At 33.9% G+C, this 25389-nt stretch carries 19 protein-coding genes; 10 read left to right on the plus strand and 9 right to left on the minus strand.

Going from position 1 to position 25389, the window contains the following annotated elements; all coding sequences use genetic code 11:
* Positions 1 to 2: 2 nt before the first annotated feature.
* The 3 genes from ACQQ6V_RS01925 to bamG all read right to left on the minus strand — a co-directional run bounded on the left by ACQQ6V_RS01925 (position 3) and on the right by bamG (position 2957).
* Positions 3 to 1064, minus strand: a complete 1062-nt coding sequence (locus ACQQ6V_RS01925; protein WP_448843909.1) for an anhydro-N-acetylmuramic acid kinase — start codon at positions 1062 to 1064, stop codon at positions 3 to 5.
* On the minus strand, positions 1064 to 1597 hold the full coding sequence (lptC, locus tag ACQQ6V_RS01930; RefSeq protein WP_448846167.1) for an LPS export ABC transporter periplasmic protein LptC: 534 nt from the start codon (positions 1595 to 1597) through the stop codon (positions 1064 to 1066). Before lptC ends, ACQQ6V_RS01925 begins: the two co-directional genes overlap by 1 nt.
* 85 nt (positions 1598 to 1682) lie before the next feature.
* Positions 1683 to 2957: a beta-barrel assembly machine protein BamG gene (bamG, locus tag ACQQ6V_RS01935; RefSeq protein ID WP_448843910.1), complete on the minus strand. Its 1275-nt coding sequence runs from the start codon at positions 2955 to 2957 to the stop codon at positions 1683 to 1685.
* 204 nt (positions 2958 to 3161) lie between these two features.
* Here bamG and ACQQ6V_RS01940 point away from each other — a divergent pair, with 204 nt between their 5' ends.
* From ACQQ6V_RS01940 to ACQQ6V_RS01965, 6 genes are all read left to right on the plus strand, one after another.
* Positions 3162 to 4280, plus strand: coding sequence for a DNA polymerase III subunit (locus tag ACQQ6V_RS01940; RefSeq protein ID WP_448843911.1), 1119 nt, complete (start codon positions 3162 to 3164; stop codon positions 4278 to 4280).
* 216 nt (positions 4281 to 4496) lie between these two features.
* Entirely contained in the window at positions 4497 to 5120 is a 624-nt protein-coding gene (locus tag ACQQ6V_RS01945) for a TetR/AcrR family transcriptional regulator (RefSeq protein WP_448843912.1), read from the plus strand.
* A complete protein-coding gene (locus ACQQ6V_RS01950) occupies positions 5110 to 6417 on the plus strand; it encodes a TolC family protein (protein WP_448843913.1) in 1308 nt (435 codons plus the stop codon). The genes ACQQ6V_RS01945 and ACQQ6V_RS01950 overlap by 11 nt, the downstream gene beginning before the upstream one ends.
* Positions 6418 to 6445: 28 nt before the next feature.
* Positions 6446 to 7558 carry an HlyD family secretion protein gene (locus ACQQ6V_RS01955; protein WP_448843914.1) on the plus strand — a complete coding sequence of 371 codons (1113 nt, stop codon included), beginning with the start codon at positions 6446 to 6448 and terminating at the stop codon, positions 7556 to 7558.
* A gap of 8 nt (positions 7559 to 7566) precedes the next feature.
* Positions 7567 to 9147, plus strand: coding sequence for a DHA2 family efflux MFS transporter permease subunit (locus ACQQ6V_RS01960; protein WP_448843915.1), 1581 nt, complete (start codon positions 7567 to 7569; stop codon positions 9145 to 9147).
* 306 nt (positions 9148 to 9453) lie between these two features.
* A complete protein-coding gene (locus ACQQ6V_RS01965; RefSeq protein WP_448843916.1) occupies positions 9454 to 9894 on the plus strand; it encodes a hypothetical protein in 441 nt (146 codons plus the stop codon).
* 24 nt (positions 9895 to 9918) lie between these two features.
* Here ACQQ6V_RS01965 and ACQQ6V_RS01970 read toward each other — a convergent pair whose 3' ends face one another.
* The 5 genes from ACQQ6V_RS01970 to ligA all read right to left on the minus strand — a co-directional run bounded on the left by ACQQ6V_RS01970 (position 9919) and on the right by ligA (position 15080).
* Positions 9919 to 10848: an alpha/beta fold hydrolase gene (locus ACQQ6V_RS01970; protein ID WP_448843917.1), complete on the minus strand. Its 930-nt coding sequence runs from the start codon at positions 10846 to 10848 to the stop codon at positions 9919 to 9921.
* A 108-nt stretch (positions 10849 to 10956) separates the two neighbouring features.
* Positions 10957 to 11349, minus strand: coding sequence for a hypothetical protein (locus ACQQ6V_RS01975; protein ID WP_448843918.1), 393 nt, complete (start codon positions 11347 to 11349; stop codon positions 10957 to 10959).
* 6 nt (positions 11350 to 11355) lie between these two features.
* Complete coding sequence (locus ACQQ6V_RS01980; RefSeq protein WP_448843919.1) at positions 11356 to 12018, minus strand: MgtC/SapB family protein; 663 nt, start codon at positions 12016 to 12018, stop codon at positions 11356 to 11358.
* A 223-nt stretch (positions 12019 to 12241) separates the two neighbouring features.
* The gene (locus ACQQ6V_RS01985; protein WP_448843920.1) at positions 12242 to 13057 is read right to left on the minus strand and encodes a hypothetical protein; all 816 of its coding nucleotides are present in this window, start codon (positions 13055 to 13057) and stop codon (positions 12242 to 12244) included.
* 19 nt (positions 13058 to 13076) lie between these two features.
* Positions 13077 to 15080 carry an NAD-dependent DNA ligase LigA gene (gene ligA / locus ACQQ6V_RS01990; RefSeq protein ID WP_448843921.1) on the minus strand — a complete coding sequence of 668 codons (2004 nt, stop codon included), beginning with the start codon at positions 15078 to 15080 and terminating at the stop codon, positions 13077 to 13079.
* A 215-nt stretch (positions 15081 to 15295) separates the two neighbouring features.
* On the opposite strand from ligA, the gene ACQQ6V_RS01995 reads away from it, so the two are divergent.
* Positions 15296 to 18391, plus strand: coding sequence for a TonB-dependent receptor (locus ACQQ6V_RS01995; RefSeq protein WP_448843922.1), 3096 nt, complete (start codon positions 15296 to 15298; stop codon positions 18389 to 18391).
* 48 nt (positions 18392 to 18439) lie between these two features.
* Positions 18440 to 19180, plus strand: coding sequence for a glycerophosphodiester phosphodiesterase family protein (locus ACQQ6V_RS02000; RefSeq protein WP_448843923.1), 741 nt, complete (start codon positions 18440 to 18442; stop codon positions 19178 to 19180).
* Positions 19181 to 19211: 31 nt separating this feature from the next.
* On the opposite strand, the gene ACQQ6V_RS02005 is transcribed toward ACQQ6V_RS02000, so the two are convergent.
* Entirely contained in the window at positions 19212 to 19742 is a 531-nt protein-coding gene (locus ACQQ6V_RS02005) for a ClbS/DfsB family four-helix bundle protein (RefSeq protein ID WP_448843924.1), read from the minus strand.
* Positions 19743 to 20008: 266 nt separating this feature from the next.
* Between ACQQ6V_RS02005 and ACQQ6V_RS02010 the strand changes: the two genes are divergently transcribed.
* Together ACQQ6V_RS02010 and cas9 are read left to right on the plus strand one after the other, a co-directional pair.
* Positions 20009 to 20725 (plus strand): 3-ketoacyl-ACP reductase, encoded by a 717-nt coding sequence (locus ACQQ6V_RS02010; RefSeq protein ID WP_448843925.1) that lies wholly within the window; start codon positions 20009 to 20011, stop codon positions 20723 to 20725.
* 286 nt (positions 20726 to 21011) lie between these two features.
* Complete coding sequence (cas9, locus tag ACQQ6V_RS02015; RefSeq protein WP_448843926.1) at positions 21012 to 25388, plus strand: type II CRISPR RNA-guided endonuclease Cas9; 4377 nt, start codon at positions 21012 to 21014, stop codon at positions 25386 to 25388.
* Position 25389 lies beyond the last annotated feature (1 nt).

Below are 25389 nucleotides of genomic sequence, written 5' to 3' on the forward strand. Positions count from 1 at the left end.
AATTACTGAGATAATAACAGTCCTGAACAATGATCGTGTAAGCTTCCTGTAGCAGAAGATAATACGTTAATCTCATTGTTTAATCTTAATACTCCCATAAAGGCAAAAATTAAAGCTTCTTTAAAATTGATTATTTCTTGTGATGGAATAATAATTTCGGTTTTAGTTTTTGCTTTTATTTTGTTAATTAAATAATTATTGTAAGCGCCACCGCCTGTTAATAAGGCATTGGAGATATTTTCTTGGATCAGAATATTTGCAATTTGAGTAGCGCAATGTTCTGTGAAAGTAGCAATAAGATTTTCTACAGAATCATTAATTAATAAAGGAGAAATCTCTCTCAATACCCATTCTATTCCCAAAGATTTTGGTGCTGGATTTTGATAAAATTCCAATTGATTTAATTGTTTAAGAATTGTAGGATTAATGGTTCCTGACTTGGCAATATTGCCGTTTTCGTCCATTGATTCCCCTAGTTTTGAAGCCAAATCATTCAAGACAATATTAACCGGACAAATGTCAAAAGCCAATCGTTTTTCATTTTTTACAAGCGAAATATTAGAAAAACCGCCAAGATTGATGCAAGCTGCATACTCTGAAAATAAATGATGATCGCCAATGGGGACCAAAGGCGCACCGTTGCCTCCTAATAAAACATCCTGACTACGGAAGTCATAAGCAATATTTTTTTTGTTTAAAATTTGGATAGCTCGTCCATCACCAATCTGTAAAGTGTACTTTCTGTCTGGCTGATGAAAAATGGTGTGTCCATGAGAAGCAATAATATCGATATTCTCAATATTATGTTTGGTTATAAAATGAAGGACTTGCTCACCGAGAAAAAAGCCATATTCAGAATTAAGCGCGAGTAAATCCTGAGAGTCTAGATTAATTGCATTTTTTAATCTGAAAAACCAATCTTCGCTGTAGTTAATCGTTTCTGCTTGTATGATCTCGAAGTTCCAGTTATTTTCCTTTTTTAGAAAATTAACGTAACAAATATCTAAGCCGTCAAGACTTGTACCGGACATTAATCCGATTGCGTAATAATTAGAAACGCCCATTATCTACTGGTTTCCGGAAGATTTTTTGTGTTGAAGTTACCAGAACTGTTATAGAATGTGTACTCTGAGAAATCATCTTTAGCTTCCATTCCGTTGGCACCAACTAAGATATTCCCATCCTTATCAGAGACAAAGACAGTATCTTTGGTGTACATTTTTTTGTTTCTCTTATCCCAATTAATGGTTTCTGTTACAAAAGTTTGACCTTCGTTGGTAATGATCTTAACGCGACCTTTTGCAAAATAAAAATCTTTTTTCTCATCAAGTTTAGCATATTTAGCCCAAACTTTTCCTGGGATTTCGGATTTTTTAAGATCAAAAAATTCAAGATAAATTCCTTTTTTTGCTTCTACATAAGGAGAGTCTATGAGCTCATATTTTTCTAATAAAGGTGCGATAAATCGTACTTTTACTTGTCCAGAGTCTCTTTGTATTATGTTGGCATTATAGATGATTTGTGATGCGAAATTTGTTTTTTTCTTATTATTACTTTTAGTAATATCTTCATCACAAGATTGCAAAACAAAAAACATTAGGAAGCTCAATAAAATCTTGCTTCCTAATGTTTTGTTATGTTGTATTTTACTAATTATTTTTGACATTAGTAAAGTTAAAATATTATTGGTAAAGACGTTTCCCAAACCATTTGTCCCCAAAATTAATGCCGACACGTAGGTTAAAGAATGTTTGTCTAATTAAGTTATTCTCTATCGTTCCTCTTTGACCTAATTCTATACCAAGATCTATGGAGTTCATACGGTTGATATTACTTTTTTGGAATGGTAAAGTAACACCTCCTGTAATTGCATACTTGTTGATGTCTTTACCCATTAAGCTAAGTCCACCTTTCTCATAATATGCACCATATCGATAGATTACTCTAGAAAAATAATTTCTGAAGTCGTTGTAATTAGGTAATATCCATCCACCAGCAGATACTCTATAAGAATCTTTGTAATGTATGTTTTGTCCTAAGAAGTTGAAATCTTCACCCTTTTTATAATCTACCTGTGTTCCTAAGAACCATTTGGTATCATGACCATATCCAAGACCTAAAGATGCTTCTCTTGGAAGGAAATTTTTAGCACTAGAATATTTTTGGTCAATAATAGTTTCAGAGTTTTTTATATCTCCTGTTGTGTAATAATAAGTACTGTTGGTGTATACACTTTGCATAGTACCTGTATTACCAAAGGTATAAGTAGCTCCTAAAGTTAGTTTCTTGTCGTTAGCCAACTTCTTCTGATACGTAGATCCTAATGTGAAATTAAAAGATTTTATCTTATTGGTATTTTCATAACCATTAATTAAGATAGCATCAGCATAGGTAACTTCTTCTATATCTTTAAGTTTTCCAAAGTAAAAATTAGATCTAAGACCTAGGGCAAATTCTTTATTTATTTGATAAGAAAATGCAGCTTGTACTGTATTAAGAGTACCTTTTCCGGTGTACTTATGTCCAATGATTGTATTGTTTCCTAAATCTTCTGTTCTAAGAATCTCATATTGTTTCGAGCTATATGGCTGGAAGCCCATCCCGAATTTTATTTTCTTAGAAATAGGAAGTGCAATAGCGATATTAGACAAGTAAGTAGAATGTTTTGTACTACTCGTATTGTTGTAATCGGTCTTGTAATAATTATTCTCATTGCTACCTTCTACTTTAAGAGTTGCTAACTCCATATTGGTATTGGCTGCTGGGTTTCTAAAATTAAAATTATTATTAAAATCCCATATATATGCTGTAGACACACCTCCCATAGAGGATATATCAACTGTGTTATCAAACTTTACATCTCCAATTCCGTAAGCGCCATATGGGGAATTACCTATACTTTGTGCATTAAGAAATAATCCTGCAGTTATAGATGATAATACAAAAACCTTTTTCATCCGTTAAATTTAATCAAGCGCAAATATCTTAATTAATAATGGAATGAGAAAATTAATTTGGCGTTAAAGTTTGTTAAGTAAAATAAGATGTCAATTTTATAATAAATTAAGCAATTATGTAGGATATAAATTAATTCTAGATTATTGGCTTTTATTTAGGAGAGAAAATTTCGCATTAAGTTCTTATTTTTTATATTTGTTGTTATGAATTGGGAAGATATCGTTGGGCATAAAGACTTGATAAAGTTGCTGCAAGAAAGTATTCAAAATCAAAGAGTAGGACACGCACAACTTTTTGTAGGCGAAGAAGGTTATGGTACCTTACCGATGGCTCTGGCTTTCGCTAAAGAAATTCTGTCCAAAGAAAATCCTACCTCTGCCAGCAAGGTGGAGCATCTCAATCATTTAGATTTGCACTTTAGTTTTCCAGTTTATTCAGAAAAAAATATTTCCTTAAGCAGTCGGTTATTTCCTGATTGGCGCGAGATGATTTTAGCCAATCCTTATTCTAACTTTGATGATTGGACTAATTATCTGGATTCAGAAAAAAAGCAATTCTTTATTTCTGCCAGCGAAGCGGAGGATATGAACAAAAAATTCTCCTTAAAAAGTTTCGAAGGTGGGAGTAAAATCCTTATCGTGTGGCGCGCTGATAAGATGAACGACGAAGCATCTAATAAATTATTAAAATTTCTAGAAGAACCGCCGCAAAAAACAATTATTATATTATGTGCCAACTCTGCGGATGATATCTTGCCAACGATCCTCTCACGTTGTCAATTGGTGAACATACCAAGGATTGATGATGATATTTTGGTAGAACACATCATGACTAAAGAGAAAATTGATGAATCAGCAGCCAAAGAAATTGCCTTTAATGTACAAGGAAACTGGGGTAATGCCATAAAGTTGCTTAACCATGAAAATAGCGATCAAGAGTTTGAAGAACTATTTGTACAATGGGTGAGAAATGCTTTTATGGCAAAGAAAAAACCAGAAGTTATCCGAGAGATTATAAAATGGGCACGTAATATTAGCAATTGGAATAGAGATCGCCAAATCAAATTTTTATCTTACTGTACGGAGATTTTTAGGTTGGCATTATTACAGAATTACGGTAATCAGAATCTTGTTTATAAAAATCTAAGTCTCAATAATTTTAATTGGAATGCCTTCAGTAATTATATACATGGCGCTAATATCGAGTCTATCCTAGAAGAAATTTCCGAGGCTAGCTATCACATATCCAGAAACGCCAATGCCAAAATTGTATGGACTGATATGGGCATTAAGTTAACCCGTTACATTCATAGAAAAGCTTAAGTAAGCAAAGATTATTTTCTAATTTTTTCAATCTTTTTTATTGTGATATTCTCAAAATCATAAAGTTCAATTCTTTGTTCTTTACTGATATACTGTGGGTTTTACGCTATTATTGTTTTTCTCTATTGAAACGAAGAAAAATTCAATTAAAAATAATCAATCAATCGTTTGATTTTTTATTTTCATGCACTACATTTGCACCCGAATTTTATACTTATGGAGATTTCAAAAGAAGAACATATTCTTATTGTAGCCGAAGAAATTTTTGCTCAAAAAGGCTTTTCGGGTACATCTACAAGAGAAATTTGCAAAGAAGCAGAGGTTAATATATCGATGATTTCTTATTATTTCGGGTCTAAAGAAAAACTTTATGAAAGGATTTTCGAATATAGAATGAAAGAAAGCCAATCTTTTGCTAAGGAAATCATGGATCAGCCTGGCGTAGACGAGTGGCAAAAAATGAGCAATCTTGTAGATCAATTTATGAGTCGCATCATTAAGCTAAAATCTTTTTATAAAATAGTACAAAGAGAACAGTTAAGAAATAATAATTGCTACATCGTAGAGTTTTTGAAAACATCCAAAATGTCTTTTCTTAATTTTTACAAAGAACTTTTTGAGTCAGGTTACAAGAATGGTGTTTTTACCAAAAAACCTAAGCTAGAATTTGTTCACTCTACTATCGCGGGATCTTTATTCGCGGGGATTAATGGGAAGGATATGTACAAAGAATTTTTCGGACAACAAGATCACGCTGATTTTGATGAAAAATATTATAACGGATTAAAAGAAAATTTAAAAAATATATTAAAATACCTTTTAGGTTATCATGAAAAATAAGAAAACGAGTCTGATAATATTACTGCTTTTTAGCGGTTTTATTTCTTTTAATGCCCAGGTAAAGCGTAGTATTTCTCTAGAAGAAGCTATAGAATTGGGAATTAAAAATAGTAAAAGTCTTAAGGTAGATCAAGCCAAAATAGAAGAAGCTACGGCTAACCTTCTCGAAGCTAAAAATAAGCAGTTACCAGATCTTAAGGTCTCAGGAACTTATATGTATATGCCATTAAAACCTACTGTAGATTTGAAAGTAGGAGGTCCAGCAGGTAACGGCGGTGGCGTGGATGTTCATCAAGTTATGTATGGATCTGCCAATCTATCTTTTCCGATTTTTGCAGGTGGTCGTATAAAATATGGTATTGAGTCCGCAAAATATCTAGTAGAAGCATCCAAATTAAGCACCGAAAATGATAAGATTGCTGTTGCTTATAATGTGGCACAAGCTTATAATAATCTTTTTAAAGCATCCCAAGCGATTAAGTTGTTAGAAGAAAGTTTGTCGGCTTCAGAGAAAAGAGATCAATCATTTATTAAGCTAGAAGATAATGGCGTTATTGCCCGAAATGACCGGTTGAAGGCACAACTTCAGACATCTAATATAGAACTTCAGTTGTTAGATGCGCACAATAATTATAGTATTGCTAACATCAATATGGATCTGTTGCTGGGTCTTGCTGATAATATAGAAATTGATATTGATCCTAATTATATTGCAGAAAGAGAAATATCTACAGACAGCCAATATCTTGCAGAAGCTTTTAAAAATAGAAAAGATCTTCAAGCTTTAGATTATCAAAAAAGAGCTATTGAATTGGGGAGAAAAGCGGCAAAAGCTGAAAATCTTCCAACGATTGCATTGACTGGTGGTTATATTGCTGCAGATGTGCCTAAAGTTTTAACGGTTACTAATGCGGTTAATGTAGGAGTGGGCGTACAATATAATTTAGCTAATATCTGGAAGAAAAATTCTGATGTGGTAAAAGCCGAAGCTAACGCAAAACAATTGGATGCGACTAACGAGCTTCTTTATGATAATATCACATTAGAGGTGAAAAGAGATTTCCAAAATGAAATTTTTGCCTATAAAAAGATTGATGTATATCAACGAGCTGTAGAACAAGCTGAAGAAAATTACCGAATCACAAAAAATAAATTCGATAATGGATTGGCGACAATGACAGAGCTTTTGGATGCAGACACCGCAAAACTTTCTGCTCAGGTTAATCTTATCAACTCTAGAGCTGATGCAACTTTAGCGCACAAAAAATTACTACAAACAACAGGAAATATCAATTAATAAAACTTACATATAATAATCTATAACAATGTCAGAACAAAATAAAACTCAAGAAGAAAACGTGACGAAAAAGAAAAAAAGTCCCGTTTTCTATATCGTACTAGCACTTGCTGTAACTGTAGGAGGCTACTTTGGTTTTAGAGAATATACTTATTCGCAAGCGCATGAGGAGACAGATGATGCACAAATAGCAGCAGATGTGACACCAGTTATTTCTAAAATCTCAGGATATATCTCTGAAGTTAAGGTTAAAGACAATCAATTGGTTAAAAAAGGAGATACTTTGGTTATCTTGGATAACCGTGACCAAAGAATAATATTGGACCAAGCGCAAGCAGCTTTGGGCACTGCGATGAGTAATGTTAACTCAGCACAAGCAGGCGCTAATGCAGCATCACAAAATATCAATGCTTCTAAAGCGGCAATTTCTACAGCAGATGCTCAGATAGAAGCCGCTAAAGTTAACGTTTGGAGAACAGAGCAAGATCTTAAACGTTATTCGGTTTTGGTTAAAGATCATTCGATTACGCAACAGCAATACGAGCAAGCTTTTGCCGCAAAACAATCTGCTGATAAGCAATTGCAAATTTTAGTAGAACAAAGAAATCAAGCGACACAACAGACTGGTAGCGTAAGTTCACAATCTGTGGCAACATCACAACAAATAGGCGTTGCTAATTCTGTAGTTAAGCAAAGACAAGTAGATGTAGATAATGCAAAACTTAATTTGTCTTACACGGTAATTTTGGCGCCAGAAGATGGTATAGTTTCTAAAGTGCCAGTGCATAAAGGTCAGTTTCTACAAGCGGGTTCTCAGATTTTCAGTGTGGTGACAACCAATTCAAAATGGGTAGTTGCTAACTTTAAAGAAACTCAATTAGCCAAAATGGTTGAAGGTCAAAAAGTAAATATCGAGATAGATGCGTATCCAGATCAAGAATTTCATGGTGTGGTAAGTTCTTTCTCGCCAGCAACGGGATCTACATTCTCATTATTGCCGCCAGATAACGCCAGTGGAAACTTTGTAAAAGTAGTACAACGCCTTCCTGTAAAAATTACCTTTGATCATATTGATCCTAAAGTAATGGAGAAACTTCGTGCTGGGATGAACGTAAAAGTAGTGGTTTCCCTTAAAAGCTAATTGAAATTATGCAAGATGATTCATTAGTAGAGTACGGTTTCCGAAGAGCCATTATCACCGTAACAGTGATATTGTGTGCACTTCTAGAAATTGTGGATTCTACCATCGTTAATGTTGCCCTCAATGAGATGAAAGGTAATCTCGGGTCAACACTTTCTGAGGTAGGTTGGGTAATTACGGCTTATGCCATTGGTAACGTCATTATAGTTCCTATGACCAGTTGGTTGTCACAACAATTTGGACGTAGAAATTATTTCGCGGCTTCCATTATTATCTTTACGATATTTTCGTTTTTATGTGGTAATGCTACTAATATCTGGGAGTTGGTATTCTTCAGACTATGTCAAGGTATTGGTGGTGGTGCTTTATTGGTAACCTCACAGACTATCATTACAGAAGCCTATCCAATAGAAAAACGAAGCATGGCGCAGGCTATTTATGGTTTAGGAGTTATCATTGGACCAACTTTAGGGCCGCCATTGGGAGGTTATATTGTGGACAATTACAGCTGGCCATATATTTTCTATATTAATATTCCGATTGGGATTATTGCAACGATAATGACACTTCAGTTTATAAAAAGTCCACGTTATGCCGAAAAACGAAAAGCCTCGGATGTAGACTGGATTGGGATTGTCTTATTGGCTATCACTGTAGGATCACTTCAATATATATTAGAAAAAGGTCATGAAGACGATTGGTTTGAGAGTAAAGCAATTCTTACACTGACGATAACATCAGCAGTTGGATTTATTTTGTTTATTTGGAGAGAATTAACCTTCAAGTATCCAATTGTAGAACTTCGTGTTTTGAAAAACGGAAATCTAAGAATTGGTACTGCTATGTCTTTTGTCTTAGGATTTGGCTTATATGGATCAACCTTTATAGTACCATTGTATACGCAAAGTATTTTAGGATGGACAGCGTTGCAATCTGGGGCATTAATGATTCCGGCGGCGCTAACTACGGCGTTTATGATGCCGATTATTGGTAGATTATTGACCAAAGGTGTCAAGCAACAGATATTAGTAGCATTGGGATTGTTTATATTCTTTGTATATAGCTTCTGGGGTTACAAAATCTTGACACCAGATACCAGCAAAGATGCTTTCTTCTGGATGTTAATTGTAAGAGGTTGTGGATTGGGCTTATTATTTATCCCAATTACGTCATTGTCATTAAGTACATTGAAGGGGCAAGAAATTGGTCAAGGTGCTGCTTTTACAGGGATGATGAGACAGTTAGGAGGGTCTTTCGGGATTGCTGCCATTACAACCTTTATCGCTAACAAAAGCGAATTGTACAGAAGTAACCTTGTTTCACATTTGGATATCAATGATCTGGACGTTCAGCAAAGAGTAGCAGGGCTCAAAGCTAGCTTTATGGTAAAAGGATTGTCGCCAGATGTGGCTTTGCAATCGGCGTACAAATCTTTGGATTATGCCGTTACTAAGCAGGCAACTGTTTTATCTTATATGGATGTATTTCTTTATTTAGGGATTATTTTTCTTATTTGTATTCCTTTTGTTTTGTTTGTAAGAGAACGAAAAGGAGGCGGTAAGATTGACCTAAGCGAAGCTATGCATTAGTATTATTTTAATCTCCTAAAAAAACTCAGAATCAATTGTTGGTTCTGAGTTTTTTTTAGGAGCAATTCCCGCTATCCGCTATATCTTTCCTTGGCTCACTCGGATGGCTCCGCTACGCTCCGCCGCCTCATTCGCCCAGCAAAGGATGCCGCTTCTATCGGGGCTATTTTAGAAGTTGGATTTTAGAAACCAGAAACCATTGATACTAACTTGTCATAAAAAAAATAACTTGTTATTTTAAAATATAAAATCATATTTTTACGATATTATTAATTTGATTCAAACTAAAAATACGACGATATATTAATGAAATCTAACGACATAAAGCAATTGTTTCATATAATTAGCTATCTGCAATATCCTTTTTTACTTTTGGCTTTATTTTTTATGCTAAAGCCTTATTATAATTTTTTTGTTAATTCGGATGTTAAGAGCTTTCTCGTTAATGCCAATATCGCGCTTGTTTTTATGGGAATTGGTATCAGCTTTTCTACCTTACAAGATACCGCTAAAACCCAAAATCAATTCTCAAAGAAAATTTGGCAAAATCCCAAGAAAGGAAAACGTGCCATTGTTTTGATTTCAGCATTAACTTTATTGATTTTTATATTGGGTTTCTTAGGTTATTTTATAAATAATGATGGTGCTTTAAAAGAAATTTCTTTAGGCTTAATCGTCCTCGGGATTGGCCTAATCGGTTTATTGAAAACAGCATTAGAAATGTTTGATAATCATATTAAATATTAATACTCTTCCTTTAGCCTAATGGCGTCAGTTAATTATTGATGATGATTGTTTATTCTTGGTTTTTAACCAGCTTTCTATGGCTTGAAAAGTTTTTTCAGGATTTTCAATCCATGGAAAATGTCCAGCTTGCTCTATGAATACAAGTTTCGAGGTAGGCAGTACTTTGTGTAAGTCCTCGGCATATTGGACAGGGTTGTTGGTGTCTTGTGTGCCATTAATAATCAAAATATCAGTGCTGATGCTAGGGAATTGCTTTTGAGTATCGAGGTATTTTTGTCTTTCGCTTTGTCTTTCTGTCCAGTAGATCCCATTAATCGGTTTTCGCCTTCCTGCCTTTGCTATTTGTTTAACAATCGGAATGACTTTGTTAGCACTTTCCTTATTGTAGCACCACCATTTAATTGGGGCTTCCGAAATGTCTTGGCCTTCTGCATCATTTTGGCTGTGATTCGCAATCATATAATCCCAATCTTGAAGGACTTTGGCAAACCATGCCGATTCTTTTGCACGCCGAGTTTCGGACTTCTTTCTTCGATCCCATGTTTCCTGTTGTGTTCCAATTAAGCTAGTGCCTGTCAAGATGAGTCCTGCAGTATTCTTAGGGAATTTTAAAGCATATTCTAAAGTGATGGCACTTTGGTCAGAATGTCCAAATAACCAAATTTTATCCACTTTTAAATATTTTCTTAACGCGTCAATTTCCTGTAATATCTCATCTTGATTATAGCCATCAAGTGTTTGTGGTGCCTGAGACATACCTGTTCCTCGGGGTTCATAATAGACCATCGTAAAATGCTTTTCCAAAGCTTGTAAGCTAAGTTCATAACCAATTTTTCCAGAATTGATATGCCCTACAATCATGACAGGGCCTTTTCCTTTAATGCTGTAATTAAGTTTTAGGTTTCCAATCATTTCGTAATAAGTACCGTTATTTGTATTTTGGCAGCTGATCATAATTGAAAAGATCAAAAAGAAGATGGTAATATAAATTGTTTTAGACAGTGTTTTCATCTGCTTAGATTGAAATTAGATTATTCTTCAGCAATAGATTCATGTAGAGGTTTACACCAATCTGCAAGGCACTTCTAGATCTTCAGTAAGATAGTAGCTGCAACATAATCTATGGTAACCATCGGCAATAATAAGGTCATTTTTGCCTCTAACTAATAATATCGGCGAAAGTTTTTTCTTGTCTTTTATCTTTTGTAAATTTTCCTGAACGTGGATATTATCTTTCGGTAAAAGTGGAAGTCTGCTGGCACGGAAAAGATCTTTGGCTTTCTTATGGATGGTTGGTGCTTTTTTCAGTTTGTTGACTAGATCATTGCATTTTTTATGCTCGAAAAGCAAGTCAAGATAATCAAAAGCTGCTGGAAAATCATGGGCTTCCGGATCTTTTAACCAAATATTATTGTTAGTCGATTTTGCAGTTTTTGTTGTGCTTTTTCTGTCCATATTATTTTAAAATTGATACGCGCTAATTCTTTTGTTACTCATCAGATTTTGGATAAGAGCGTCGTGATTTTTGTTATTTCCTGTCAGTCGCCACGTTGTCGCCAGATTATCTTGGGAGGATTGTTGTTTGGTCAAAATATATTTGAGTTTATATTCGTCAAAAAGACTTTTACAATACTCGAAATCTTCTAGATTATTAGTCACAATTCTGTAATCTCTGATTTTATTATAATTGTCAATATACTCTTGTAAATAAGCCAAAACGCGCAAAATGGACATCACCAAAACAGTACCAAGAAGTCCAAGATAGATGTGGCCAGAGCCGACTGCCATACCCAAAGAAGCAGTTGCCCAGATGGTTGTAGCGGTGGTAATGCCTCCGATCTTGTTATCATCTTTAAAAATTACACCAGCACCCAAAAATCCGATGCCTGTGATGATATTGGCGGCAAGACGATCTGGATTTTGTATGCCAATTTCGACGCTGAGAATGGTAAAAATACAAGAGCCAAAACTTACTAAAATAAAGGTTCTTAATCCAGCAGATTTGTTTTGATATTCGCGTTCTGCACCAATAATCAATCCAATAATTACTGAGATAAAAATGAGTATGAGTTCATTCTCTACATTGGCTGTTCTAAAAATATCTAACTTGCTGATAAAATCCATTCTGATCAAAATTCTTAATTAAAGCTACGATAATTCTATCAAAATGAAATGAATTTGCTGATCAGGTTTAAGTTATTGATAATAAATGTACTTTTTTACTTTATAGTATTTTAGTTTGAAAAAAATAGTAGTTTCTTTTCTTCATATAAAAAAAAACCTCTTCTAACGCGATTTAGAGAGGTTGATGATATTTAATATTATTTAAGATGAATTGAAATGTTATTTATTTTCTGCATTTTGTGTGTATTCTAAAAGCTGGAATAAAACTTGATTTTGTGTCTTGATTTTCAATAAGTGGCGTAGTATCCCATGATTGATAGGTAGTTCTTCGGGAATACATTTTTCCATTGCTACCTTTTGGTAAGCTGAAAAAACTAATAATATTGGTAAATTTATCACTGTTTTTAGCTATGTTTTCTATCCAAGTTACGGCGATATAGATGGATTCGTTTTTATGAAAATAGATGTTATCTTTTACTTTTAATAAATTATTTTTATCAACAGATGAAATAGGAACAATGTAATTTTGATTATTTAGTATATTTCCAATGCGACCATTCTTATTTTCGTACATATCTAATAGCAAATATCCTTTTTTATTTTTAGATTTTTTAAAGGGGATTTCTATATTATCAATTTTGCATTCTAGCTCAGAATCATTTTTTAATTCGATTGCATATTCTATGTTTTCGCTTATAAAAGTGATTTGTTTTCCATTTTTGTAGCCGATTATATTATCTATGTCTAGTTTTTTAGATGATATTTTAACTTCTTCAATAGGAATAATCTTAGGAGTTAGCGTTAATAATAGATTAGATTTAATTTCGGTTGCTTTATTTTCATAACCAGGTGCGGATATTGTAACGTTTTCAGTTGGGATTTTTTCAAAAATGTAAACCCCTGAAGAGTCTGTTAGGTATAAATGATCTTTACTAATTATTTTGGCAAATGGAATTGATTTATTATTAAGACTATCAACTACTTTGATGCTTTGGCTTTTAAAAAGCAAAGGAACTGTAAGAAAAAAAATAATCTTCATATTATAAAATAATCTTATTTTAAGAAATTAAATCTAAAAACTCTTGCTCGTCCAAAATGATAATAGTACCAATATCTTGTGCTTTTTTTAGTTTGCTTCCCGCTTTTTCGCCAACCACGAGATAGTTGAGGTTTTTAGAAACTGCAGAAATGTTTTTTCCGCCGTGTTTTTCTACCATTTCTTCTGCTGATTCTCGGGTAAATAATGATAGTTTTCCTGTAAACAAGAAAGTTTTCCCTTCTAAGGTATTGCTCAATGTTTCGGTGGTATTTTCGCCTTTTTCTAGTTGTACGCCATAATTTTTCAGACGTTCTATCATCAACCAATTTTCGGAATTTTGAAAGAATAAAACAATGCTTTCTGCAATTTTCCCACCAATATCCTCTACTTGCGTTAGTTCTTCTTGGGTGGCTGCTTTTAGCGCATCAATAGTCTCAAAGTTCTTAGCTAATTTTTTAGCAACCGTTTCGCCGACGTGTTTTATTCCAATCCCGAATAATACTTTTTCAAACGGAATTTCTTTTGATTTTTCGATGCCGTCGATGATGTTTTGCGCCGATTTTTCTGCCATTCGTTCCAGGGGAAGCAATTGGTCTTTGGTCAATGCGTAGAAATCAGCGGGATTTTCGATTAACTTTTCGCGGTATAATTGTTCTATCGTTTCGCCACCAAGATTATCGATATTAAGTGCTTTTCTAGAAACGTAATGGATCATTCTTCCGACAACTTGTGGCGGACAATGCAGATCATTAGGACAAAAATGAGCCGCTTGATCTTCTAATTTAATCAATTCTGTTCCGCATTCTGGGCAATTAGTTGCGTAAGAAATGGCGCTAGAATTAGGATTTCTTTTTTCTAAATTAATACCAACGATTTTGGGGATAATTTCGCCACCTTTTTCCACATAAACGTAATCATTATCGTGTAAGTCTAGCTTTTTGATAATATCTTCGTTGTGGAGAGAAGCACGCTTTACAACGGTGCCAGCTAACAAAATAGGCGTTAGATTGGCAACAGGCGTTATAGCTCCAGTTCTGCCAACTTGGTAGGTCACTTTTTCTAAAAGTGTTTCTACTTTTTCTGCTTTAAATTTATAAGACATCGCCCAACGTGGCGATTTTGCAGTGTAGCCTAATTGTCGCTGTTGTTTAAGAGAATTAACTTTAATCACAATCCCATCAATCTCAAATGGTAATTGATGTCTTTCTGTGTCCCAAAAGGTAATAAAGTCTTTCACATCTTGGAGCGTTGTGCATAATTTTGCCTGATCTTCAGAAACTTTGAAACCCCATTGCTTAGCTTTAGCCAAAAGATCCCAATGGCTTTCTGCAGGGAAATCTTCTGCAATATATTGATATAAAACAGACGAAAGGCTGCGTTTTCTTACTTCGCCAGAATCTTGCATTTTTAGGCTTCCGCTGGCTGTATTTCTAGGATTCATAAAGAGATCGAGACCTTCTTCTTCGCGGGCTTTGTTAATTTTGTCAAAGTTTTTTCTGGTGAGATAGATTTCGCCTCTGATGAAGAAACGATCAGGGAAATCACCTTTTAACTTCAAGGGAATATCAGAAATTGTACGGACATTATTGGTTATAGCATCGCCTTGAAATCCATCGCCACGCGTTACGGCTTCTACCAACTTTCCGTTTTCATATAAAATAGAGATAGAAGCGCCATCATATTTTAGTTCTGCGACAAATTCTACGGGCTCGTCAATAGTCTTTATAATTCGCTTTTCCCAATCTTCGAGATCCTCAAAATCGTAAGAATTATCCAGAGAATACATCCTGAATTGATGTTGTACCGTCGGGAAATTCTTAGTCACAGAACCGCCAACACGCAAAGTAGGAGAGTTTTGGTCAAAAAATTCTGGATGTTGCGCCTCGAGAGCTTGCAGTTCTTTCAGTTTTTGATCAAACTCGAAGTCCGAAATCGTTGCTTCATCCAAAATATAATAATTGTAATTATGTTGGTGAAGCTCTTCTCTCAAGCTTTCTATAGTATGTTGGATGGTATTGGACATGGGATATTTTCTTTCAGCAAAAATAAATAAACTAATGCCAAATTAAAAAAATAGGAGACCTAAATGTTGAAATATCTTGCAAGTGACAAATGCTTAATTTATTGTAAGATTAAAATTAAATTAAGATATGCTTTTCATAGAATTGATGATATATTAACCTTGTATTGATCTACCAGATGGGACGTTGTTCTAAATTAGTCCCATAAAAAAATACTATGAGGAAATTCAAAATTACTTTGGGACTCTTGTTTTTCGGGAGCTTATTTTATGCTCAGACCACACAAGCGTCAATCACTGGTAAAATTACAAATACCGATAATAGCGCACAGAAAAAAGTTAAAATAATCATCGTTAATGAGTCCACAGGTTTTAAAACCGAAACTGAAACCAACTTGCAAGGCGAATATATCTTTAAAGAAATACCTTTAGGAGGTCCTTATACGGTTATTGTGGAGGATGAAAAGCGAGAAGGTTATAATGTGAATTTTGGCGATCAGGTAACAGTTAATATTAAGTTGGGAGCTCAAGAAAACAAAATTGAAGGCGTTACTATTCTCGGAAACCTTAAAAATAAAATAGGAAATCTAGGTGCTGCAACCGCTATTTCTTCAAAAAATATTGGCATCTTACCTGTTAATGGTAGAAACTTTGCCAACCTTTCTGAACTTTCTCCATTGAGTGGTAAGAATGGTAATCTCTCAGGACAGTTGGGATCTTCTACCAACTTTATCATTGATGGAATGACCGCTAAAAACCCGACCTCTTCTGGCGCAACAACAAGCCGAAGCGGTGCTCCTTTTTCTATTTCGATTGAGGCGGTGAGAGAGTTTAAAATCGCAACTAATCAATATGATGTAACACTGGGGCGAAGCGGTGGTGGAACCATTAGTGCAGTGACCAAGTCCGGAACCAATAAGTTTACAGGTAGTGCCTGGGAATATTTGAGAACCAATTGGCTATCCAGTTCTTATGATATCAGAGGGAATAAGAGAACCAATGACTTCTCTACGTCTCAGTTTGGGTTTACTTTAGGAGGTCCTATTATTAAGAATAAGTTGCATTTTTTTGTAGCGTGGGATCATCAGTTGGATTCCAGACCATTGTTGATTGCTGATGTTCAGTCGCATGAGGACGAACTCAGATTAAACGTAACTAATGCCACACTTGATAAGTTTCTTAATATTGCCCGCACAAAATACGGAGTGGGAAATGGTCCACAGTTTGGAAGTTTTGATAAAGTCCGAAATTCTGACGCTGGATTTCTACGTTTAGACTGGCAGATTAATGATAAAAACCTCTTGACTTTAAGAAACAATTTTACATATGATATTAATAAAAAAGGTCTGGTAGATAATACGGCAATTAGTCTCTATGAGTCTTATGGCAATGATAAAAACTGGGATAACAGCCTCTTGCTTACATTAAGATCTAACCTAAAATCTAACATTACCAATGAACTGAAAGTCCAGTATTTATATGCGTTTCAAAATAGTTATCAGAATGATGAGTTAGGCCATCCGATGCCGAGAGCAATTGTAGAAAATGTTATTACCAATATTGACGGCAATAAAGCCACGAATATCCAGATTGGAGGGCACCGTTTTGCCCAGGAAGGTTTTAAGAATAATGTCTTCCAGATAGTTGATAACTTGTATTACAACACAGATAAAGTTAAATATACCTTTGGGACAGACATTATGTATACCCGTGCCAGATCTGTTTATGGTAGTGAGGTTAATGGTAGATTCCACTTTAGAGAGGCTACTACCAATCCTGATAATTTGTATAATTTTAACAACCTTACCGCATACAGATTCTACAGAGAAGTACCTTTGGTAGATGATTATTCTGTAAAATCCAGCATCTGGAATGTAGGATTGTACGGGCAATTTCAAACTAAAATAGCAAAAGGACTAGACCTTATGGCGGGCGTTAGATTAGATTATGGTGGCTATCCAAAAGCCCAGTTTAATGAGAAGTTATATAACGAGATGGGCATTAGGACCGATAATAAGATCAAGTCTTTTATTGTCCAGCCTAGATTTCAGTTTGATTGGAATGTTAATGAAAACAGCGTAGATTTCTTGAAATTTGGTGCCGGTATCTTCTCTTCTGATATTAACAATTATATGTTGATTAATAATTTGGTGTTTGATGGTAAACATTTGGCTACGGTAGATGTTGATCCTTCTAAGATTGGTCTTGTCCCTGATTTTAACGGTTATAGAAACAATTACGCCACAGTGCCATCTCTTGCACAATATCAGGTTCCTACAATTAATTATACGGGCAAAGATGCCAAAATACCCGTAGTCTATAAAGCTAATATCTCTTATACTCATTTCTTTAATGAGCGGTTTAGAGTTGGTATAGCTGGTTATATGGCGTTGGGCAGAAATAATTATTATTACTATGACAGAAATATGGCAGCTAATCCTTACTTTACTTTGGATGCCGAAGGAGGAAGAGGCGTTTTTGTACCGCTTGCGACTGTCGGGGCTAATGGATCAATGAATTGGAAAGAAGGCCGTATTAATAAAAATTTTGGTAGAGTGCTAGAGTTGGTTAGCGATGGGAAGATTAATCAATTCTCATGGGTGGTAGATACCAGCTACCGTTATTGGAAAGATGGAGAGATTACAGCAAGTTATACTTGGTCTGACATTAAGGATAATACATCCTTCAACGGTAATGTTGCCAATTCTGCGACATTATCTACAATGGTAAGCAGCGATCCTAGACAGTTGGCGATGAGCTATTCTGATAATCAGTTTAGACATAAAGTGGTGCTGTATGGTAACTCGCCTACTATTGCCGGATTTACTTTAGGATTAAGGTATTCAGGGATTGGTGGTACACGTTTTTCGTTAACGGCTGGCGGTAATGTTAATGGTGATTTTGTAGATTCTAATGATTTGGCTTATATCTTCCCTAATCTTACGCAAGCGTTAATTGATAATCCAGAAGTGGGATCGGCTCTTAAGAATTATATTACAGATTACAACAATAAGATTGTAGAAAGAAATGCCGGTAAAAATGGATTCTACGGGGTGTGGGATGTACGCGTTGCCAAAAAGATAAAATTCGAAAAGATTGGAGCCTTTGAGTTGTCCATGGATATCTTTAATGTGGCTAATCTTCTTAATAAAGATTGGGGCGTTAATAAGTCTTACAATACGATGTCCCTTTATAGAATTAGCGGTTTCGACCCTGCTGCTAGGGCGCTTAAGTATGATCTTAACACGAGTGGATTACAACCTTTATCGGGCAATCCTTATCAGATCCAGATTGGTGCAAAATACACATTTTAACCGCTTATAATAATTTATTAAATTCCTTATAATTTTAACTCTTTAATTATGAAAAAAGTTATCTTAGCAAGCATCATACTACAAGCAGTAATTATGAATGCACAGACCCAGATTGTTGCACATAGAGGCTATTGGAAGACCAATCCTCCTACGACAGAAAACTCCGTGAAATCCTTGCAAAATGCACAGGAACTGAAAATATACGGTTCTGAATTTGACCTAAGCATGAGCAAAGATGGTGTTATCGTTGTTAATCATGACGAGCATCACGGTGATATGGAGATTTCTAAAACGGATTTTAAAGCATTGAAACAACTGAAACTATCTAACGGAGAGGATTTCCCTACTTTTAAAGATTATCTTAAACAAGCTAAAAAAGATAAAGCGCTAAGATTAGTTGTCGAAATAAAACCTGCCAAGACCAAAGAATTGGAAAATGAAATGGTCGCAAAAATCATTGCATTGATTAAAGAAGCTAAGCTGGATAACCAATGTGACTTTATCTCCTTTAGTCTCAATATTTGCAAAGAAGTAAAAAGACTTGAACCTCAATTTAAAGTTCAGTATCTCAATGGTGAGCTTTCGCCACAGCAGATTAAAGCCGAAGGTCTGGATGGTATAGATTACCACTACAGCATTTTTGAGAAAAATCCGACTTGGATCTCGGAGGCTAATGCCTTAGGCTTGATTACCAATTCTTGGACGGTTAATGATGTTAAGATTTTTCAAATGCTTAAAAACCAAAAAATAGGATTTGTCACTACTGACATCCCGGATCAATTGAAGTAATTTTATGTTATTTGAAAAAAGATAATAGTTTCTATTGTGAAAGTTTTTTCCATTTTTTAATTCTTCCTCTTGCGTTGCTGTAAGGTGATGATGTGTTGAATTGGATCATTCTTCCCTGTGTCCATTTTGTGTACCAAGGGACTTCGTAAAGTTCCTGATTAGATTTTGTATGGATTAAGTCTAATATTCTAGATACAGTGTCATCTAGTTTTGTGGTTAATTCATCGGTAGTATATGATTCGTAATCTAGATAAAACTTTTGTGCAAGTTTCCCCAGTTCATTCCATTTATATCCAGTTTCGGGAAAGTCTACATTTTCGTTATTATCTTTTTTATCATTCCATTTTAGTACCAATTCTCCCCAGCCAATAAGATAGGCAACTAGATTGTTGATGCTCATTGTTGTGCCTTTTGCGTGTCCTTCTAAGTTTTTGGGAGTCCATAATTCTTTAGGAATAGTTGCGAGCTCTGCTATTAGTTTTTCATAATTTGTGCTTATTGCCTTTTGCAATTCTTCTTTATTGGTAGGGACGGCCATTGTTGTTTTTTTAATTAAAGTCAATTTACAAAATAAATATATAACCGAATAAGAATAGCGCTATTGATTGTATGGATTAACTCGATGAGAGTTTTGTTTTGTAATTGATGTTTTTAATTTTAATATTTACTTTTGAGCTAATTTATGAATTAGTTAACAGGCTTTATGCTTTCTTCAATATGAAGATTTTTACCTTTGTTAAGCATTTTAAACATAAAGAGAATTTATTTTTCTTTTAAACAATTGTTTGATAAATTTGTGTTTTATATTAATTATTAAAATCTAAAATAATGACAGAATTAAAATCTAAAAACGCAATCGTAACAGGCGGTGGAAGAGGTCTTGGTAAAGCTGTAGCTTTGATCTTAGCACAAGAAGGCGTTAATGTAGGTGTTACCGGAAGAAACGAAGAAAATCTTAAAAATACTGTTGCCGAGATTAAAGCTTTGGGCGTTAATGCCTTTTACTCAGTTTTTGATATTGATAATGAAGACGCAGTAAAAGTTGGTATTTCTGGCTTGGTTTCAGAGCTTGGAGGAGTAGATATTCTAGTTAATAATGCAGGAATTGGAGATTTCGGTTCTATAGAAGCTATGTCTTCAGAAACATGGGAACAGGTGATTAAAACCAATCTTTTTGGTGTTTATTACGCTGCCAAAGCAGTTTATCCTTTCTTGAAAGAAAATGGAGAAGGTGATATAATCAATGTGGCTTCTACAGCAGGTCTTAAAGGCGGTCCTAATATGTCTGCTTATGCAGCGTCCAAAGCGGCTGTTATCTCTTTGTCTCAATCTATGATGGCAGAATGGAGAAAGCAAAACATTAGAGTCATTACCTTAACGCCGAGTACCATTGCTTCTGATATGAGCATTAATGGTGGATTAACAGATGGTAATCCTGATAAAGTTCTTCAGCCAGAAGATTTTGCAGAATGGGTGAGAGATATTTTAAAAATGAATAGAAGAGCGATGATTGCGAGTGCATCTATTTTTTCTACCAATCCATAAAAAAAATAAAACCTATTAATTAGTAAGTAGCAGAGATATTTTCTTTGCTACTTTTTTTATGTCTTTTTTATTGAACAAAATGAGTGTACTCTAAAAAATTAGGCATAAAAAAACCTCCTGATTATGGACAAGAGGTGACCCAAATGTTTTCACAACGGAATAATCCTTATTGTGAATTGCTTTCTGTACAAAGATATGTAATAAATATTATTTATAATTATGGTTTTGCGTATTTTATATTAATAATAACTATTTATCTTTAGAGAGTTTACAGAAAAATAAAACTATGGCCAAAAATATATTAGGATTAGACTTAGGAACCAACTCGATTGGTTGGGCGTTAATCAAACAAGATTTTACAAATAAACAAGGAGAAATTCTTGGGATGGGAAGTCGTATTATCCCGATGTCTCAAGATATTTTGGGCGATTTCGGAAAAGGGAATTCTGTTTCTCAGACTGCATCAAGAACAGGTTATCGAGGTGTAAGAAGATTGCGTGAAAGATTTCTTTTAAGAAGAGAAAGACTTCATAGAGTTTTAAATGTTTTGAATTTTCTTCCTAATCATTATGCTATACAAATTGATTTTGAAAAGAGATTTGGTAAATTTAAAAGCGAGTCAGAACCGAAATTGGTCTATAATGCTAATGAATTTATTTTTAAAGATTCATTTGATGAGATGCTTTCTGATTTTAAAAATCACCAACCTCAGCTTTTAGAAAATAATAAAAAAGTTCCTTATGATTGGACGATATATTATCTTCGTAATAAGGCTCTAACTCAAAAAATTGAAAAAGAAGAACTAGCCTGGATTCTATTGAATTTTAATCAAAAACGAGGTTATTATCAATTGCGTGGAGAAGAGGAGGAAGAGACCCCAAATAAGTTGGTTGAATTCTATTCTTTAACCATAATAGATGTTTTGGCTGATGAACCTCAAAAAGGAAAATCTGACATTTGGTATTCATTGATTTTAGAAAATGGTTGGATTTACAGACGTGCAAGCAAAGCGCCTTTGTTTGACTGGAAGAATAAAACTAGAGATTTTATTGTTACTACAGATTTAAATGATGATGGAAGTGTTAGAACAGATAAAGACGGAAATGAAAAAAGAAGTTTCCGTGCACCAAGCGAAAATGACTGGACTTTGGTTAAAAAGAAAACAGAACAAGAAATCTACAATTCTCGCAAAACTGTCGGGACTTATATCTATGAAACTCTTCTTCAGAATCCAAAACAGAAAATTAAAGGAAAGTTAGTCCGTACCATTGAGAGAAAGTTTTATAAAGAAGAACTTAAACAGATTTTAAAAACACAGAAATCATTTCATCCAGAATTACAAAATGATGATTTCTACAATGATTGCGTTAGAGAATTGTATAAAAATAATGAAGCGCATCAATTGACTTTGAGCAAAAAAGATTTTGTTCACCTTTTGATCGAAGATATAATTTTCTACCAAAGACCTTTGAGAAGCCAGAAATCGTCGATTTCAAACTGTACTTTGGAATATAGAAAATACCAAGATGAAAATGGAGTAGAGCATACTCAATATCTTAAGGCTATTCCAAAATCTAATCCTTATTATCAGGAATTCAGAGTTTGGCAATGGATTTATAATCTTAATATTTATAAAAAAGATGATGATTCTAATGTTACTAAAGAATTTTTAAATACAACAGAAAACTTCGAAAATCTATTTGAATTCTTAAATAACAGAAAAGAAGTTGACCAAAAAGCCTTGCTTAAACATTTTAAGTTAAATGAAAAAACACATCGTTGGAATTATGTAGAGGATAAGAAATATCCTTGCAACGAAACAAAAACGATGATTTTTTCGCGTTTAGATAAAGTTGTAAATATTTCCAAAGATTTTTTCACAAGAGAAATTGAACAAAAGATTTGGCACATCATCTATTCCGTTAACGATAAAATTGAATACGAAAAAGCATTGAAATCTTTTGCTAATAAAAATAATCTTGATGAAAATTCTTTCATTGATGCTTTTAGAAAATTCCCGCCGTTTAAAAGTGAGTATGGTTCTTTTTCTGAGAAAGCAATTAAGAAATTGTTGCCTTTGATGCGATTGGGGAAATATTGGAATTATGCAGATATCGATAAGTGTTCAAAAGACAAAATTCAGAAAATTATTACTGGAGAATATGACGAAAACATTAAAGACAAAGTAAGAGAAAAAGCTATTAATCTCACTATGGAAAGTCATTTTCAAGGTCTGCAATTGTGGCTGGCTCAATATATTGTTTATGGCAGGCATTCTGAAGCTTCTATGATTGGAAAATGGAATTCGGCAGACGATTTAGAAGAGTTTTTAAAAGAATTTAAACAACATTCGCTTCGTAATCCTATTGTAGAGCAAGTTATTACAGAAACGCTTCGTGTGGTGAAAGATATTTGGCTGAAATACGGAAATGGCGCTAAAGATTTCTTCAATGAAATCCATATTGAACTCGGGAGAGATATGAAACAAACAAAAGATGAAAGAGCAGATGTCACCAAAAGAATAACGGAAAATGAAAATACCAATCTTCGCATCAAAGCATTGTTGGCAGAAATGATGAATGATAATGCAGTAGAAAATGTTCGTCCGTATTCTCCGATGCAACAAGAGATTTTAAAAATTTATGAAGATGGAATTTTAAAATCCGATATTGAAATTGAGGACGATATTCTGAAAATCAGCAAAACTGCACAACCTTCTCCATCGGATTTGAAAAGATATAAACTTTGGTTGGAGCAAAAATATAAATCGCCTTATACAGGTCAAATTATTCCTTTGAATAAATTGTTCACACCGGAATATGAAATTGAACATATCATTCCGCAAAGCCGATATTTTGATGATAGTTTTGGTAATAAAGTAATTTGTGAGTCTGCGGTTAATAAATTGAAAGATAATTATATAGGACTTGAATTTATAAAACAATTTGGCGGAACTAAAATTGAATGCGGAAACGGAAAATCGGTTACTGTTTTTAAACAAGATGCTTATGAAGATTTTGTAAAAAAACATTACAATAATAATCGCGGAAAAAGAACTAAACTTCTTTTGGAAGAAATTCCTGAGAAAATGATTGAACGACAACTTAACGATACACGCTATATTAGCAAATATATTTCTGGTGTACTTTCCAATATCGTGAGAATTGATGAAGAACAAGCAAAAAAAATAATTGAAGATGCAGAGGTTTTAGCAAAGAAAGAGAAAGATGAAGAAAAAGCAAATAAAATTCGTAAAAAAGGTAAGTCAGAAGCAACAGATGACGGTGTAAATTCTAAAAACATAGTGCCAGGAAATGGGAAAATTACCACTCAATTAAAACAAGATTGGGGACTGAATGATGTTTGGAATGATTTGATTTTACCTCGTTTTGAAAGAATGAATCAACTGACCAATTCGACAGATTTCACAGCTTGGAACGAGAATCATCAGAAGTTTTTACCAACTGTTCCTGTTGAGTTTTCAAAAGGTTTTTCAAAGAAGAGAATTGACCATCGTCATCACGCTTTGGATGCTTTAGTCATTGCTTGTGCGACTAAGGATCACGTTAATTTGCTTAACAATCAATCTGCCAAATCAGAGACAAAACGTTACGATTTGAAAAAGAAATTGATGAAGTTTGAGAAAACGGTTTACAATCATCCACAAACTGGCGAAAGAATCGAAAGAGAAATACCTAAACAGTTTTTAAAACCATGGGATAACTTTACAGTTGAAGCTAGAAATAATTTAGATAAAATCATAGTAAGCTTTAAACAAAATCTTCGTGTCATTAATAAAGCGACTAATTATTATGAAAAATATGTAGAGAAAGATGGTGTTAAAGTTAAAGAAAGGGTAGAGCAGACAGGGACAAATTGGGCGATAAGAAAACCTATGCATAAGGAAACGGTTTCTGGTAAAGTAGATTTACCAAGAATTAAAGTGCCTAAAGGTAAAATCTTGACTGCAACAAGAAAAAGTCTAGATACATCGTTTGATTTGAAATCTATCAATGCAATTACCGATACTGGAATTCAAAAAATACTTAAAAATTATTTAGAATTTAAAGGGAGTGCAGAATTGGCATTTTCCCCAGAGGGAATCGAAGATTTGAATAATAACATCGAAAAATATAACGATGGGAAATCACATCAACCTATTAATAAAGTAAGAGTATTTGAATTGGGTAGTAAATTTCAAGTTGGACAAATTGGAAATAAGAAAGATAAATATGTAGAGGCGGCTAAGGGAACAAACTTGTTTTTTGCAGTATATGAAGATCGAAATGGAAAAAGAAGTTATGAAACTATTCCTTTGAATATTGTTATTGAAAGACAAAAGCAAGGATTGTCTGTTGTTGATTTTAAAGGGTTAAATGATTTTTATCTATGCCCAAATGATTTGGTTTACATTCCTGATGGTGATGAAATGGAAAATATAAAAGCAATAAATTTTAGTAAAATTTCAAACAATAAAAGTAAAAATATTTATAAAATAGTAAGTTTTACAGGCAATAGACTTTCTGTAATTCCTTGTCAAGTCGCCACAACAATAGTCAATAAAGTAGAATTTACACAATTAAATAAAATAGAATTTACAAAAGAAAAAGAAATTTTGATTAAATTGAGCATTGACCGTCTAGGCAATATTTCAAAAGCATAAC

It is taken from the genome of Chryseobacterium electrogenes, assembly GCF_053553015.1.